Here is a 13,447-nt window from a genome sequence, read left to right on the forward strand (position 1 = left end):
ATGTCCGAGCTGATGATGAGATTCTGGGAGGGGCTTCAGGATCACTGGAGTGACATCACCTATCTGAGCGGCCAGCACCTGCAGATCGTCGCCATCAGTGGCGGCCTGGCGCTGATCGTCGCGCTGCCGCTGGGGGTGTGGATGAGCCGCCCGGCCAACCAGCGTTATGCCATGGCGGCCATGCAGGTGCTCAACGTCGGCCAGGCAATCCCCAAGCTGGCGCTGCTGGCCTTGGCCATGAGTCTGTTGGGCGTGGGCGGTGGGGCGGCGATTTTCGGTTTGTGGGTCGCGACCTTGCTGCCGGTGGCGGTCAACACCTATGAGGGCTTGCGCGCGGTGCCGACGCATTTGCTGGAAGCGGCCGATGCCATGGGCATGACGCCTCGGGAAATCCTCTGGAAGGTGGAAATTCCCAACGCGATGAACGTGATCTTCGCCGGGGTGCGCACGGCCCTGGCGATCAACGTCGGCACCGCGCCGCTGGCCTTTCTGGTCGGCGGCGGGGGATTGGGTGAACTGATCTTCACCGGTATCGACCTCAACGACTTCGGCATGATGCTGACCGGTGCGATCTCCACAGCGCTGCTGGCCATCGCCGTGGACATGGCCTGCGGCGTGCTGCAGACCGTCACCGTGTCCCGAGGCCTGCGGCTTGCGGCGCGCTGACCCCAACAACGCTGTGCAAAAAACAATAATCAGAGGTGCATGATGATTGCTCGAACGCTCGCCCGTCTGGCCCTTTCCCTGGCCGTACTCTGCGGCCTCGCCGCCCAAGCCAGTGCCGACAGTACGATTGTCGTTGGCGGCAAGAAATTCACCGAGCAGCAGTTGGTGGCCGAAATGACCGCCCAATTGCTGCGCGCCAATGGTTTTGGCGTGGACAAACGCCCTGACCTGGGCTCGTCCGTGTTGCGCTCGGCACAGGAGAACGGCCAGGTCGACGTGTACTGGGAATACACCGGCACCTCGCTGGTTATCTACAACAACGTCAAGGACCGCCTTGATGCAGACGAGACCTACAAAAAGGTCAGCGCTCTGGACGCGCAAAAGGGCATCACCTGGCTCAACCCGTCCAAAGCCAACAACACCTACGCCTTCGCCATGCGCAAGGACGAAGCGGAGAAGGAAGGCATCGTCTCGATCAGTGATCTGGCGAAAAACATCGGAGGCGGCAGGGCCTACAAGTTCGCTTCCAACGCCGAATTCTTTTCGCGCCCCGATGGCTTGCGTCCGCTGCAGGAGATGTACAAGTTCGAGTTCGAACGCAAGAACATCATCCGCATGGACGGCGGGCTGACCTATCAGGCGCTGCGCGACGGTCAGGTGGACCTCGCACTTGTGCTTTCTACCGATGGCCGGATTCCTGCATTCGGTTTCGTGGTGCTCAAGGATGACAAGGGCTTTTTCCCCAGCTACGCGCTGACCCCGGTGATCCGCACCAAAGTGTTCAACGAAAACCCCAAGGTCGGCGAGTTGCTCAACGCACTGTCCTCCAAGCTGGACGACAGCACCATCGCTCAACTCAACTCCCGGGTCGATGTCGGCCGTGAGTCGATCGAGAGCGTAGCCAAGGAATTCCTTCAAAACAATAAGCTGATCTGACCCACTTCCTTTTCTTTCGCCTGCCCTCATCTGGAGCGTAATCAATGCGGTTGAATCACTGTGTCGTGGCAGGTTCGTTTTTCATTCTGGCAACGGCGGCCCATGCCGACAGCAACATCGACGGCATGACGCTGGCCGACATGCGTCAGGCGCTGGACAGCGGCAAACTCAGTTCAGAGCAACTGGTCCGGCACTATCTGGATAACATTCAGACCAACAACCGTGCGGGTCAGCAGATCAATGCGCTGGTGACCCTCAACAACAAGGCCGTCGATCAGGCGAAGCAGTGGGACGCCGAGCGAGCAAAAAATCCTGACGCAAGGCGCTCGGCTTTGGCCGGCATCCCCTTCGTGGTCAAGGACAACTACGACACCCAGGGCCTGATCACCTCGGGCGGCTCCTACGTGTTGCGCGCCTCGGTGCCGAGCCAGGATGCGTTCGTGGTCAAGACACTGGTCGACCGCCAGGCGATCCTGCTGGGCAAAACCAATCTCTCCGAGTTGGCGGCGTCCTTCGGCTGGTTCGGCTACAGCTCGTTCGGCGGGCAGACGCTCAACCCCCGCAACACCAAGCGCGATGCTTCTGGTTCCAGCAGCGGTTCGGCAGCGGCGGTGGCGGCGAACTTCGCGCCGTTCGCGTTAGGCTCGGACACCAGCGGCTCGATTCGCGCCCCGGCCAGCGTCACCGGCACGGTCGGCCTGCGTCCTTCGCTGGGGCTGGTCAGTCGCAGCGGCATCATTCCGCTGTCGCTCAGCTTCGACACCGCGGGCGTCATTACCCGCAACGTGCAGGATCAGGCGGTCGTGCTGGACGTGATCAAGGGGCAGGACAAGGGCGACGCGGCGACGCTGGATCTGGCGTCGGACAGCGTGCAGTTCACCAGAAACCTGAGCCGCACCTCGCTCAAGGGCAAGACCATCGGCGTGCTGACCAACTTCAAAGGCGGTAATCCGGAGGTCGACGCAGTGTTCCAGAAGGCTCAGGACACCCTGCGTCAGCGCGGCGCGAAAGTCGTTGCGATCACACTGCCCAAGGGCTTCGAAACCCTGTGGAGCGACGTGCTGGGGCCGGTGGGGGACAGCGAATTCAGGCCGCAATTCGAGCGTTACCTGAGTACCTTGGACGCCGCTCAGCCGCGTACGCTGGACCAGTTCGTCGAACTGGCGAAGAAGAATCAGGCCGACAACGCCGATCACGGCATGAACCCGGCGCGACTGGCGGGGCTTGAGGCGGTGGCGAAAGTGGGCAGTACCGACTCGCCGCAGTACATCTCGATTCTGTCGCAGACGATCCCGCAACTGCGCGCGCAGCTGACTGGCATCATGAAACAGCACATGGTCGACAGCCTGTTTTTTGCCACGATTAACTGCCCGGCATCGGTGGTGCACGGTGTGACTGACGACAGCTACCTGTGCAAGGCGGGCGACACCTATGCCTCATCGTACATTGCGTCAGCCACCGGCTTTCCTGAAATGACCGTACCGGCGGGCACTATCAAAGGCAACCTGCCGGTCGGGGTGTCGTTTCTGGCAGGCTTCGGCGAGGACGCCAAGGTCGTGAACTTCGGTTATTCATTCCTCGGGCGCTGATTGCGTCCTCATATCTGCTCCAGCAACCACGCCCGAAATGCCTGCAGGGACGGCAGCATTTCGTTGCGTGGCGGGTAGGTCAGGTAATAGCTGCGCTGGCTGGGGAAGGGCAGGTCGAGGCTGATCAGCTCGACGTTCTCCAGCTCGTCGGCCACCAGAATGCGCGGCACCAGGCCGATGCCGATCCCCGCTTTGACGGCCTGAATCAAATGCGAGGTCAGCTCGAAACTCGGTCCCAGGCGCATCATGGGGTGAGGCAGGCGATGATGGCTGAACCAGTCGCCCCAGACGTTGGGGTTGTTGGCGACGTTGAGCAGCATCTGTCTGGCGATCTTCTCCGGCGTCCAGTCCTGATGGTTACCGGCGGCTTGTGGAGAGATGATCACCACCAGCTCTTCGGCAAGCAGGCGATGGCTGATCAGCCCCGGCAACCCGGCGTGGCCGACGACGATGGCGGCGTCGATGCCGCTGGTTTCGAAATCCACCGCATCGATGCGTGAATTGATGTGCACCAGCATGCCGGGGTGCTGCTGGTAGAAGTCATGCAGGCGTGGCAGCAGCCATTTGGAGCCGAAGGTCGGCAGGGTCGCCAGGCGCAGGCTGCCGCCACCGGACTGGTAGGCCATGGCCTGCAGGGTTGCGCTGCGAATGCGCCCGAGGGCTTCGCTCATTTCTCGTTGATACAGGCGCCCGACGTCGGTCAGCTGCACCTGACGACCTTCGCGGCGAAACAGCGTCAGCCCCAATTGCTGCTCCAGCGCTTGCACCTGACGGCTGACCGCGCTCTGGGTCAGCGACAGTTCGACGGCCGCGCGGGTGTAGCTTTCATGACGGGCCGCGGCTTCGAATGCCAGCAGCAGGGACATGGACGGCGTGAGATGGCGGTAATTCATTCAGAAAAGTCATCGATAGCGGCAGGAATATCCGTTTGTGTCGCGCCGAAGCCTGCGGGATCATTGGCGCAAACAACGACCTGCAGCTTAACGATTAATGCTCAGGCGACAAGTATTTTGCTGTTTCCCGTGATCAGACCGACGAGAGGCCATCCTTTGATGATCGCCCAACTGCCTGCCGCCGCACCTGCGGCCCAGTACCCCGAATTTCTCGACGCGTTGCGCGCCAGCGGTTTCCGCGGCCAGATCAGCGCCGACTACGCCACCCGCACGGTGCTGGCGACCGATAACTCCATTTACCAGCGCCTCCCGCAGGCTGCGGTGTTCCCGCTGGACGCCGATGACGTCGCCCGCGTCGCCACATTGATGGCCGAGATGCGCTTTCGTCAGATCAAACTGACCCCGCGCGGCGGCGGTACCGGCACCAACGGCCAGTCGCTGACTGATGGCATCGTGGTCGACCTGTCGCGACACATGAACACCATTCTGGAAATCAACACCCAAGAGCGCTGGGTGCGTGTGCAGGCGGGCGTGGTCAAGGACCAGCTCAACGCTGCGCTCAAGCCCCACGGGCTGTTTTTCGCGCCGGAGTTGTCGACGTCCAATCGCGCCACCGTCGGCGGCATGATCAACACCGACGCCAGCGGCCAGGGCAGCTGCACCTACGGCAAGACCCGCGATCATGTGCTGGAACTGCACAGCGTGCTGCTCGGCGGCGAACGTCTGCACAGCCTGCCGATCTCCGACGACGAACTGGACGCCGCCTGCGCCCGGCCCGGTCGCATCGGCGAGGTCTACCGTACCGCGCGGCAGATTCAGGAGACCCAGGCCGATCTGATCGAATCGGTCTTCCCCAAGCTCAACCGCTGCCTGACCGGCTACGACCTGGCGCACCTGCGTGATGACGCAGGACGTTTCAACCTCAATAGTGTGCTGTGCGGCGCCGAAGGGTCACTGGGTTACATTGTCGAAGCCAAGCTCAACGTGCTGCCGATTCCGAAATATTCGGTGCTGGTCAACGTTCGTTACGCCAGCTTCATGGACGCCTTGCGCGATGCCAACGCCTTGCTGGCGCATAACCCGCTGTCCATCGAAACCGTCGACTCCAAGGTGCTGATGCTGGCGATGAAAGACATCGTCTGGCACAGCGTGGCCGAGTATTTCCCTGCCGATGCTGCGCGTCCGACCCTGGGTATCAACCTGGTGGAATTCAGCGGCGATGGGGCGGATGAGGTGAATGCGCGGGTCGAGGCCTTCGTTCGCCACCTGCAAACCGACACCAGCGTCGAGCGCCTGGGGCACACGCTGGCCGAAGGCGCGGCGGCGGTGAACAAGGTCTACACCATGCGCAAGCGTTCGGTGGGCCTGCTGGGCAACGTCGAGGGCGAGATTCGTCCGCAGCCGTTCGTGGAAGACACCGCCGTGCCGCCGGAGCGTCTGGCCGATTACATTGCCGAATTCCGCGCGCTGCTTGATGGTCACGGCCTGGCCTACGGTATGTTCGGCCACGTCGATGCGGGCGTGTTGCACGTGCGCCCCGCACTGGACATGAAAGACCCGGCCCAGGCGGCCTTGGTCAAGCCGATCTCCGATGCCGTCGCCGAGCTGACCCAGCGCTACGGCGGTCTGCTCTGGGGCGAGCACGGCAAGGGTCTGCGTTCCGAGTACGTACCAGCGTTTTTCGGCGAGCTGTACCCGGCGCTGCAATCGCTCAAGGGCGCGTTCGACCCGCACAATCAGCTCAACCCCGGCAAGATCTGCACCCCACCGGACGCCGCCGAAGGCCTGCTCAAGGTCAACGAAGTGACCCTGCGTGGCGATCTCGATCGGCAGATCGATGAGCGCGTCTGGCAGAGCTTCGGCAGCGCTGTGCACTGCAATGGCAACGGCGCCTGCTACAACTTCGACCCCAACGACGCCATGTGCCCGTCGTGGAAGGCAACCCGCGAACGCCAGCACTCGCCCAAAGGCCGGGCATCGTTGATCCGCGAGTGGCTGCGGCTGCAAGGCGCGGCCAACATCGACGTGCTGGAAGCGGCCAGAGGCAAGGCCCACTGGATCAAGGGCCTGCCTGCGCGGCTGAGCAATAACCTCAAGCGCTCCCGTGGTCAGGCGGATTTCTCCCACGAGGTCTACGACGCCATGGCCGGTTGCCTGGCCTGTAAATCCTGCGCGGGGCAATGCCCGATCAAGGTCAACGTGCCCGAATTCCGCTCGCGCTTTCTTGAGCTGTACCACGGCCGCTATCAGCGTCCGCTGCGTGATTACCTGATTGGCTCGCTGGAATTCACCATCCCGTACATGGCCTGCGCGCCGGGGTTGTACAACGCGGTGATGGGGTCCAAATGGGTGAGCGGCCTGCTGGAACGCCACGTCGGCATGCTCGACAGCCCGTTGATCCACCGCTACAACCTGCAAAGCACGCTGACCCGCTGCAACGTCTCAGTCGCCAGCGTTCCGGCCCTGCGTGAGCTGAGCGATGAACAGCGTCAGCACAGTGTGGTACTGGTGCAGGACGCCTTCACCCGCTACTTCGAAACGCCGCTGCTGGCGTCGCTTATTCAACTGGTGCACCAACTGGGTTACCGCGTCTTCCTCGCGCCCTACAGCGCCAACGGCAAGCCGCTGCACGTGCAGGGTTTCCTCGGCGCGTTCGCCAAAGCCGCGATTCGCAATGCTTCCCAGCTCAAGGCCCTGGCGGACTGCGGCGTGCCACTGGTGGGCCTGGACCCGGCCATGACCATGGTCTATCGCCAGGAATACCAGAAAGTGGCAGGGCTGGAGGGCAGCCCGAACGTATTGTTGCCGCAGGAATGGTTGGTCGACGTGTTGCCGGAATCGGCGGGTGATGGGGCGGCGCAATCGTTCCGCCTGATGGCCCACTGCACCGAAAAAACCAACGTCCCGGCCAGCACCGCGCAATGGGAAAAGGTCTTCGGCCGCATGGGCCTGAAACTGGTCACCGAAGCCACCGGCTGCTGCGGCATGTCCGGCACCTACGGCCACGAAGCGCGCAATCAGCAAACCTCAAAGACCATTTTCGAGCAGTCCTGGGCGACCAAACTGGACAAGGAAGGCGAAGCCCTGGCCACCGGCTACTCCTGCCGCAGTCAGGTCAAACGCCAGGCCGATCGGCAGTTGCGTCATCCGCTGGAGGTGGTGTTGGAGCGGCTGTTGGTGAAGTAAGGCGATGCGGTTCGCCATCGACCTGTAGGAACTGCTGGAGCTGTGCGACAGTGGCGAATGCGGTGTGTCAGGCAAGACGCTTTCGCGGCCGTCGAACCTGCGACTGCCCCTACAGGTTTTGTGGTGAACCGAATTCTGATGAACGCCACCGAACCTGTGGGAGCTGCTGGAGCTGTGCGACAGCGGCGAAAGCGGTGTGTCAGGCAAGACGCCGGCGAATGGGCTTCAGTGCAACATCCGTCGGCTTTCGGTCAGGCTTTCCTTGAGCAGGTCGTTGAGCTCTTTCCACGGATAGCGCGCGCCAGCGGTGGACGCTGTGCAGGCCTCGGTGTGTTGGAACGGTTGCTCGTCCAGCGCAGGACATTGGCCAGCGCCGCAGCTGCGGCAGACCAGTTTGTGGCCGAGGATGATCCAGTCCTTGTTCCAGCCATCCATGGTGAAAGGAAGACGTCTGTTCGGCATGTCTGCACCTCCCGGTATTGAGTCGGTTGATCGAGCCTGAGCGCAGTAGCGCGGACGGCTGGACGCCTTCTGCGGATAAACCAGTTGCAGTGTAGGCGCGTTTTTCAAAGCCGCGGCGCGGTTTGTCGCGCGCCAGTGAAATCGTCTGGCGCCACGCCCGTCATCCCTTCAAAAGACTCAGTACCGCGTCGGCAAACGCCTTGGGGGCCTCCTGCGGCACGTTATGCCCGACGCCGCTGAGCACCAGTCTTTGCACCGGCCCTGTGAAGCCGCGAACGGCGGCATCATCGCTGCGTCGTGAGGAAACGCCATCGTCAGCTCCCGAAAGAATCACCGTCGGCACCGTAATGGGCGGGCGTGCGGCGAGCCTGTTTTCGATCTCGGCGTACTGCGGATCGCCCGCCACCAGGCCGAAGCGATGGCGGTAGGAGTGAACGACGACATCGACGAAATCCGGGTTGGCAAACGAGACGGCAGACTGCTCGAACGTCGCGTCGCTGAAATCCCAGCTAGGCGACCACGACGACCAGAGCAAGCGACAGAACGCCTCGCGATTGGCGGCCAGGCCCGCATAACCCCGTTCACCGTGCAGGTAGTACTGGTACCACAAGCGCCGTTCCGCTTCAGGGGAGGAGGGCGCGTTGGCGGCGGCGATGTCCTGAATGTTGTAGCCAGGGTCGCCGCTCACCAGGCCAATGACCCGCTCCGGCCACAGCGCCGCCACCACGCACGCCGCGCGACCGCCCCAGTCATAACCCGCCAGTATTGCCCGCTGGACGTTCAAGGCGTCGAGCAACGCCAGCAGGTCTGCGCCCAAAGCGGCCTGCTCGCCAGAGCGTGGGGTGGCCGGGTCGATGAAGCGCGTCGGGCCGTAACCGCGAAGGTAGGGAATGATGCAGCGACAACCGCCCTCGACGAGGATCTTCGCAGCTTCGCCACAGGCATGAATGTCATAAGGAAACCCATGCAGCAACACGACCACCGGCCCATCCGCAGGCCCAAGATCGAGGTAGGACGTGTTCAGTACCCCAGCCGAAATCTGCTTCATCAATAGCCCTCCGCTGATGTGCGCCGCCAGGTCCCGCACCTGGCTTGTCAGATGAGACCGCGAAACGTTCGGTGAGGTCTAGCCGATTTTGAGCGCAGCACGCCCCTGACACTTTGTTTGATCCTTTCATTTTTGAAAGGATAGCTTTCGGATGATTCTATTTTGGAAATATCGAGCCCTCGATATGCTGCTCCCACACCGCACCAACCTATCAAGTAACTGACTTGAACATCTGGAGAAACATCATGGCTCGCAAGCTCGAAGGCAAAATCGCACTGGTCACCGGCGGCACCACGGGCATCGGCCTGGCCACCGCCAAACGCTTCGCCGAGGAAGGTGCACACGTTTACATCACTGGCCGCCGTCAGGCTGAACTGGATGCAGCGGTCGCACTGGTCGGCAACGCCACCGGCGTACAGGTCGACTCGACCAAACTGGAACAACTGGATGCGCTGTACGAGCAGATCGGCGCCGAGAAGGGCCGTCTGGATGTGCTGTTCGCCAACGCCGGTGGCGGTTCGATGCTGCCGCTGGGCGACATCACCGAAGCCCACTACGACGACACCTTCGAGCGCAACGTCAAAGGCGTGCTGTTCACCGTGCAGAAGGCGTTGCCACTGCTGGCGAAAAACGCCTCGGTCATCCTCACAGGCTCCACCACAGGCAGCTCGGGCACCGCAGCGTTCAGCGTGTATTCGGCCTCGAAAGCGGCAGTCCGCGCCTTCGCCCGCAGCTGGATTCTGGACTTGAAAGACCGCAACGTGCGCGTCAACACCTTGAGCCCAGGCGCTACCAAAACCCCAGGCCTGGTTAACCTGGCCGGCCCTGACGCCGCGCAACAGCAAGGCCTGCTGGATAATCTGGCTTCGCAGGTGCCGATGGGTCGTGTCGGTGAGCCGGTGGAAATCGCCAACGCAGCGGTCTTCCTGGCCTCGGATGATGCGAGCTTCGTCAACGGCATCGAGCTCTTCGTCGACGGCGGTCAGGCTCAGATCTGATCCGATAAACACGCATTCGGACAACGACTGACGTTGTCCGGATGCGTTTGTTACCCGAGGATCATCGATCACTCGGGCACACGCTTGCTGATCGACCATCGCTCGCCACTGCTGCACGCTCGACCGCGCCTGCATGCGGGCGTGCCAGGCCCGCAGCGCCTGGCATTGTTCAGGCACGTCGAGTTTGACCAGCGAAGCGAAAATCATGCCGCCCAGCAGCGCGATATCGGCCATCGAAAATCGCTCCCCGGCCACGAAGGGCTGTTGCTGCAGCACGCTGTCGAAGTAGTGCATGCCCCTGATGGCCTTGTCCCGCATGCGGTTGCCCCACTCGGCGTTCTGACGCAACTCCACCTGCGGCCCGAGGCCCGGCGTGGCGTGGTGGAAGCGGCGAAGTCAGCGGCGCAAATGCACGGTTACAGCGGCATCAACTTCCGCAGCATCGGCGAGGCGGTGGGGATCAAGAACGCCAGTATCTATTACCACTTTTCCAGCAAAGCCGATCTGGGCGCAGCGGTAGCGCAGCGATATTGGCAGGACACGGCCAAGGTGCTGAGCGCGATTCGCGAGGCCAATCCTGACCCGTTTGCGAGCCTTGCGATCTACCCGTCGATCTTCCGCACCTCGCTGGAGCACGGCAATCGCCTGTGCCTGTTCAGCTTCATGGCCGCCGAGCACGAAGATCTGCCCGAGGAGGTCAAGGCTGAGGTCCGGGCGTTCGCCGACACCAATGTCAGCTGGCTGACCCACGTATTGACCGATGCGGGCGTCGGCAACGCGCAACAGTGCGAGCGACGCGCCCGCGCAATCTATACCGCGGTTGCCGGTGCTCAATTGATTGTCCGCACTCGGGGTGAAATTGCGGTATTCGACGAATTGATCCTTAGCTATCGCGAAGCCGGGTTGATCCCCACTTCACAGGCCTGACCCGCAGTGGCCGACAGCGGCGTTGAACAGCTCGTTGCGCATGGCCTGTGGTGGCTTGCCGAAGGCGCGCAAAAACGCCTGGCGCATGCGCTCGCGGTCGCCGAATCCGGTTTCCTTGGCCACGACTTCCACCGGATGCCGACTGGTTTCCATCATCACCCGCGCGGCTTCCAGGCGCAGGCTTTCGATGGCCTTGGCCGGGGTCTGCCCGGTCTCCTCGCGAAACACCCGGCTGAACTGTCGCGGGCTGAGCCGGGCCACGGCCGCCAGCGCCTCGACCGACAGATTGTCGGTCAGGTTCTCGCGCGCATACGCCATCGCCAGTTGCACGCGATCGGATTTGGGGTCCAGTTCCAGCAGCGCTGACAGCTGCGACTGCTCACTGCCACGGCGCTGATAGATCACCAGTTTACGCGCGATCCTGCGCGCCAGGTCCGGCCATCGCCGCAACCAACGCCAAAGCCTTCATCGAAACGGCGGCCAATACTGGCGAGCTGGTCGCACCCTCGGTGCCGCGCGCCCTGACCGTGGCGCAAATCAAGACGCTGGTCGGGCTCTATGCCAAGGCTGCAAGCAACGCCAGTGCCGCCGGTTTCGATGGCGTGGAAAGCCATGCGGCGAACGGTTATCTGGTCATCCAGTTCATCTCCGAACACGCCAATCAGCGCGATGACGAGTACGGCGGCTCGCTGGAAAACCGCTTGCGCTTTCTGCGGGAAATCATCGACGCCGTGTCTCGGACCATCGGCGCGGAGCGTCTGGGTGTGCGTTTCACGCCGCTGTTCACCACCACCGATCAGGACCGTGTGTACATCGGCATGGTGGAAAGCGATCCGCACCGTACCTACATCGAAGCGATCAAGGTGTTGGAGCAGGCGGGCGTGGCCTACGTCTCCATCGCCGAAGCCGACTGGGACAACGCCCCCGACCTGCCCGAGGCGTTCCGCCGTGACGTGCGCAGCACGTTCAGTGGCCGGATCATCTACGCCGGCCGCTACACCGCAGAGCGTGGCGCGCGGCTGGTGGAGGCGGGGCTCGCGGACCTGATCGCGTTCGGCCGTCGGTTCATAGCCAACCCGGATCTGCCTGCGCGGATCATCAACGGCTGGCCCCTCAACCCCCTGAACCCGGCGACGATGTACGGCGGCAGCGAAGCGGGTTTCACCGATTACCCGGCTTACGCCGGCTGATCACAGGCACCAGCCGGCCCTGCTGACCGCCATTCCAACCTTGCTCATGGTTTGCTGGCCTTGTCCACCCCTTGGCTGGCGCGCCGGATCGGGCGTGATCGGGTGATCCTCCTGGCCTTGGCGGCGCTGTTCGCCGTCATCGGTTTGCGCGGGTTTGGCGGCTCGATCGCGACGCTGTTTCTGACCGCCGTCGGCATCGGTGCCGGGATCGCCGTGGCCGACGCCTTATCGGCACTAGCAGTGATTCACAGGCGTCGATCACACCGTCTGCCAGTACTGCGTCAGCGGCGGCTGCTTGCCGGAAACCGGGTCCGTTCCGGGGAACGGCAGCGTAGCGATGCGTTGCAGCATGGCCTCGGTGGGCGCCTCACGGCAAATATCCCAGGGTTGATCCGGCGGGTAAGCGCCCACCACCAGAAAATCACTGCTGGCCCAGAGACGGCAGTGGCCGGTGCCCGCCGGCAGCAGCACCACATCGCCCTGGGTCACCTCTACTTCATGGCCGTTCGGGCCACCCAGCATCAGCCGGGCGGAACCGGCTGCAAATCCCAGCACCTCATGGGCGGTGGAGTGATAGTGATGGTAGTCGTCGATGCCGTTGCGCCACTGTGGCGGCCAGCCATTACGGGCGAACAACGCCTCCATTTGCGCAGCGATATCGCCGCCGCCGATCACGCCGCTGTAATGAAGCACCGGCAAGCGAGGGTTGTTCGGCACCCAGTCATTGCGCTTGAGCAACAGCGTCTGAGGCGCCGCCGGTGTCTTGGCTGAAGCCGCGTGCGCAGGTAACGCCACCGATCCTGCGCCGATGATCAATGCACTCTTGATGAAGCCTCGTCTGTCGAACGTCGCCATGCTGGATCTCCGCAATCGGAAGGTTTGACGGTGCCTGTCGGAGTGGGTGATGGGGCAAACCCCGAACGGGCGTCTGCGCGTTGGACCTGCAGAGGGGCCGGGCAGTGCCCGGTCGACAAAAAACCGTGCTTTACTGACCCCTTTTTCAGACGTGACGCCGATGGCCCACCTCACTCTCTGCGCTGCCCGGTTTTGCTCGATCGCCGGCGATCTCGACGCCAATATCCATCGCCACCTGCGCTTCATGACCCTCGCCGCCGAACACTGGGTCGACTTTCTGCTCTTCCCGGAATTGTCCCTTACCGGCTACGAGCCCTCGCTGGCCCGCGAACTTGCGCAAACCCCGGATGCGCCGTGCCTGCAGCCGCTGCGTGAGCGTGCGCAACGCCTGGCCATGACCACTGTCGTCGGCCTGCCGCTGCGTCAGCCGGGCAGCGACGCCATCCTGATTGGCGCGCTGGTGTTGGCTGCCGATGGCACGCAGGCGATCTACATCAAGCAGCACCTGCACACCGGGGAAGACGTGGTGTTCAGTGCTGGCAATGGCGGGGCGCTTTCTGTCCTCTCAAGCGGCGGTGAATATCAGCGGCCAGTCCATCAGCGTTGATGGGAATGTGGAATACCTCTGACAGCTTCGCGGACGCGGGAAAGGGTAGATACTTGTTGAACAAAGATGTGTCTTGGTCAGCGCTCTGTG

General features: G+C 62.8%; 10 protein-coding genes and 5 pseudogenes. 9 read left to right on the forward strand and 6 right to left on the reverse strand.

Annotated elements, in window-relative coordinates; genetic code table 11:
- From AC07V9_RS16875 to AC07V9_RS16885, 3 genes are read left to right on the forward strand one after another with little or no spacing between them, the layout of a single operon-like run.
- Positions 1-666 carry an ABC transporter permease gene (locus AC07V9_RS16875; RefSeq protein ID WP_495016812.1) on the forward strand — a complete coding sequence of 222 codons (666 nt, stop codon included), beginning with the start codon at positions 1-3 and terminating at the stop codon, positions 664-666.
- 42 nt (positions 667-708) lie between these two features.
- A complete protein-coding gene (locus tag AC07V9_RS16880; RefSeq protein WP_495016813.1) occupies positions 709-1,602 on the forward strand; it encodes a glycine betaine ABC transporter substrate-binding protein in 894 nt (297 codons plus the stop codon).
- Between the two features lie 44 nt (positions 1,603-1,646).
- On the forward strand, positions 1,647-3,191 hold the full coding sequence (locus AC07V9_RS16885; RefSeq protein WP_495016814.1) for an amidase family protein: 1,545 nt from the start codon (positions 1,647-1,649) through the stop codon (positions 3,189-3,191).
- An 8-nt stretch (positions 3,192-3,199) separates the two neighbouring features.
- Here the strand turns inward: AC07V9_RS16885 and AC07V9_RS16890 are convergent, their stop codons facing one another.
- Positions 3,200-4,084: a LysR substrate-binding domain-containing protein gene (locus AC07V9_RS16890; protein ID WP_495016815.1), complete on the reverse strand. Its 885-nt coding sequence runs from the start codon at positions 4,082-4,084 to the stop codon at positions 3,200-3,202.
- Between the two features lie 159 nt (positions 4,085-4,243).
- On the opposite strand from AC07V9_RS16890, the gene ydiJ reads away from it, so the two are divergent.
- Entirely contained in the window at positions 4,244-7,270 is a 3,027-nt protein-coding gene (gene ydiJ / locus AC07V9_RS16895) for a D-2-hydroxyglutarate dehydrogenase YdiJ (RefSeq protein WP_495016816.1), read from the forward strand.
- A gap of 225 nt (positions 7,271-7,495) precedes the next feature.
- Here ydiJ and AC07V9_RS16900 read toward each other — a convergent pair whose 3' ends face one another.
- Together AC07V9_RS16900 and AC07V9_RS16905 are read right to left on the reverse strand one after the other, a co-directional pair.
- Entirely contained in the window at positions 7,496-7,732 is a 237-nt protein-coding gene (locus tag AC07V9_RS16900; protein WP_495016817.1) for a hypothetical protein, read from the reverse strand.
- A gap of 160 nt (positions 7,733-7,892) precedes the next feature.
- Entirely contained in the window at positions 7,893-8,780 is an 888-nt protein-coding gene (locus tag AC07V9_RS16905) for an alpha/beta fold hydrolase (protein ID WP_495016818.1), read from the reverse strand.
- 245 nt (positions 8,781-9,025) lie between these two features.
- On the opposite strand from AC07V9_RS16905, the gene AC07V9_RS16910 reads away from it, so the two are divergent.
- The gene (locus AC07V9_RS16910) at positions 9,026-9,778 is read left to right on the forward strand and encodes an SDR family NAD(P)-dependent oxidoreductase (protein WP_495016819.1); all 753 of its coding nucleotides are present in this window, start codon (positions 9,026-9,028) and stop codon (positions 9,776-9,778) included.
- 81 nt (positions 9,779-9,859) lie between these two features.
- On the opposite strand, the pseudogene AC07V9_RS16915 reads toward AC07V9_RS16910, so the two are convergent.
- Positions 9,860-10,165, reverse strand: a pseudogene (locus AC07V9_RS16915) (glutathione S-transferase family protein); the annotation flags it as partial.
- Between the two features lie 21 nt (positions 10,166-10,186).
- Here AC07V9_RS16915 and AC07V9_RS16920 point away from each other — a divergent pair.
- The gene (locus tag AC07V9_RS16920) at positions 10,187-10,705 is read left to right on the forward strand and encodes a TetR/AcrR family transcriptional regulator (protein WP_495016930.1); all 519 of its coding nucleotides are present in this window, start codon (positions 10,187-10,189) and stop codon (positions 10,703-10,705) included.
- On the opposite strand, the pseudogene AC07V9_RS16925 reads toward AC07V9_RS16920, so the two are convergent.
- A pseudogene (locus AC07V9_RS16925) lies at positions 10,694-11,140 on the reverse strand (helix-turn-helix domain-containing protein); the annotation flags it as partial. The gene AC07V9_RS16920 and the pseudogene AC07V9_RS16925 sit on opposite strands and share 12 nt — an antisense overlap.
- Between AC07V9_RS16925 and AC07V9_RS16930 the strand changes: the two are divergent.
- Positions 11,131-11,895 (forward strand): annotated as a pseudogene (locus AC07V9_RS16930) (oxidoreductase); the annotation flags it as partial. The pseudogenes AC07V9_RS16925 and AC07V9_RS16930 overlap by 10 nt on opposite strands.
- Before the next feature lie 258 nt (positions 11,896-12,153).
- Here the strand turns inward: AC07V9_RS16930 and AC07V9_RS16935 are convergent.
- The gene (locus tag AC07V9_RS16935) at positions 12,154-12,750 is read right to left on the reverse strand and encodes a cupin (protein ID WP_495016820.1); all 597 of its coding nucleotides are present in this window, start codon (positions 12,748-12,750) and stop codon (positions 12,154-12,156) included.
- Between the two features lie 160 nt (positions 12,751-12,910).
- Between AC07V9_RS16935 and AC07V9_RS16940 the strand changes: the two are divergent.
- Positions 12,911-13,303, forward strand: a pseudogene (locus AC07V9_RS16940) (carbon-nitrogen hydrolase family protein); the annotation flags it as partial.
- A pseudogene (locus AC07V9_RS16945) lies at positions 13,284-13,379 on the forward strand (3-oxoacyl-[acyl-carrier-protein] reductase); the annotation flags it as partial. The pseudogenes AC07V9_RS16940 and AC07V9_RS16945, both read left to right, overlap by 20 nt.
- Between the last annotated feature and the right edge of the window lie 68 nt (positions 13,380-13,447).

The organism is Pseudomonas sp. GW821-FHT02A11, from assembly GCF_059421985.1.

What these genes read in the sequence shown, in the direction of transcription:
- AC07V9_RS16875 (WP_495016812.1), top strand. Translation starts at nt 1, where the DNA reads ATGTCCGAGCTGATGATGAGATTCTGGGAGGGGCTTCAGGATCACTGG.
- AC07V9_RS16880 (WP_495016813.1), top strand. Translation starts at nt 709, where the DNA reads ATGATTGCTCGAACGCTCGCCCGTCTGGCCCTTTCCCTGGCCGTACTC.
- AC07V9_RS16885 (WP_495016814.1), top strand. Translation starts at nt 1,647, where the DNA reads ATGCGGTTGAATCACTGTGTCGTGGCAGGTTCGTTTTTCATTCTGGCA.
- AC07V9_RS16890 (WP_495016815.1), bottom strand. Translation starts at nt 4,084, where the DNA reads ATGAATTACCGCCATCTCACGCCGTCCATGTCCCTGCTGCTGGCATTC.
- ydiJ (WP_495016816.1), top strand. Translation starts at nt 4,244, where the DNA reads ATGATCGCCCAACTGCCTGCCGCCGCACCTGCGGCCCAGTACCCCGAA.
- AC07V9_RS16900 (WP_495016817.1), bottom strand. Translation starts at nt 7,732, where the DNA reads ATGCCGAACAGACGTCTTCCTTTCACCATGGATGGCTGGAACAAGGAC.
- AC07V9_RS16905 (WP_495016818.1), bottom strand. Translation starts at nt 8,780, where the DNA reads ATGAAGCAGATTTCGGCTGGGGTACTGAACACGTCCTACCTCGATCTT.
- AC07V9_RS16910 (WP_495016819.1), top strand. Translation starts at nt 9,026, where the DNA reads ATGGCTCGCAAGCTCGAAGGCAAAATCGCACTGGTCACCGGCGGCACC.
- AC07V9_RS16920 (WP_495016930.1), top strand. Translation starts at nt 10,187, where the DNA reads ATGCACGGTTACAGCGGCATCAACTTCCGCAGCATCGGCGAGGCGGTG.
- AC07V9_RS16935 (WP_495016820.1), bottom strand. Translation starts at nt 12,750, where the DNA reads ATGGCGACGTTCGACAGACGAGGCTTCATCAAGAGTGCATTGATCATC.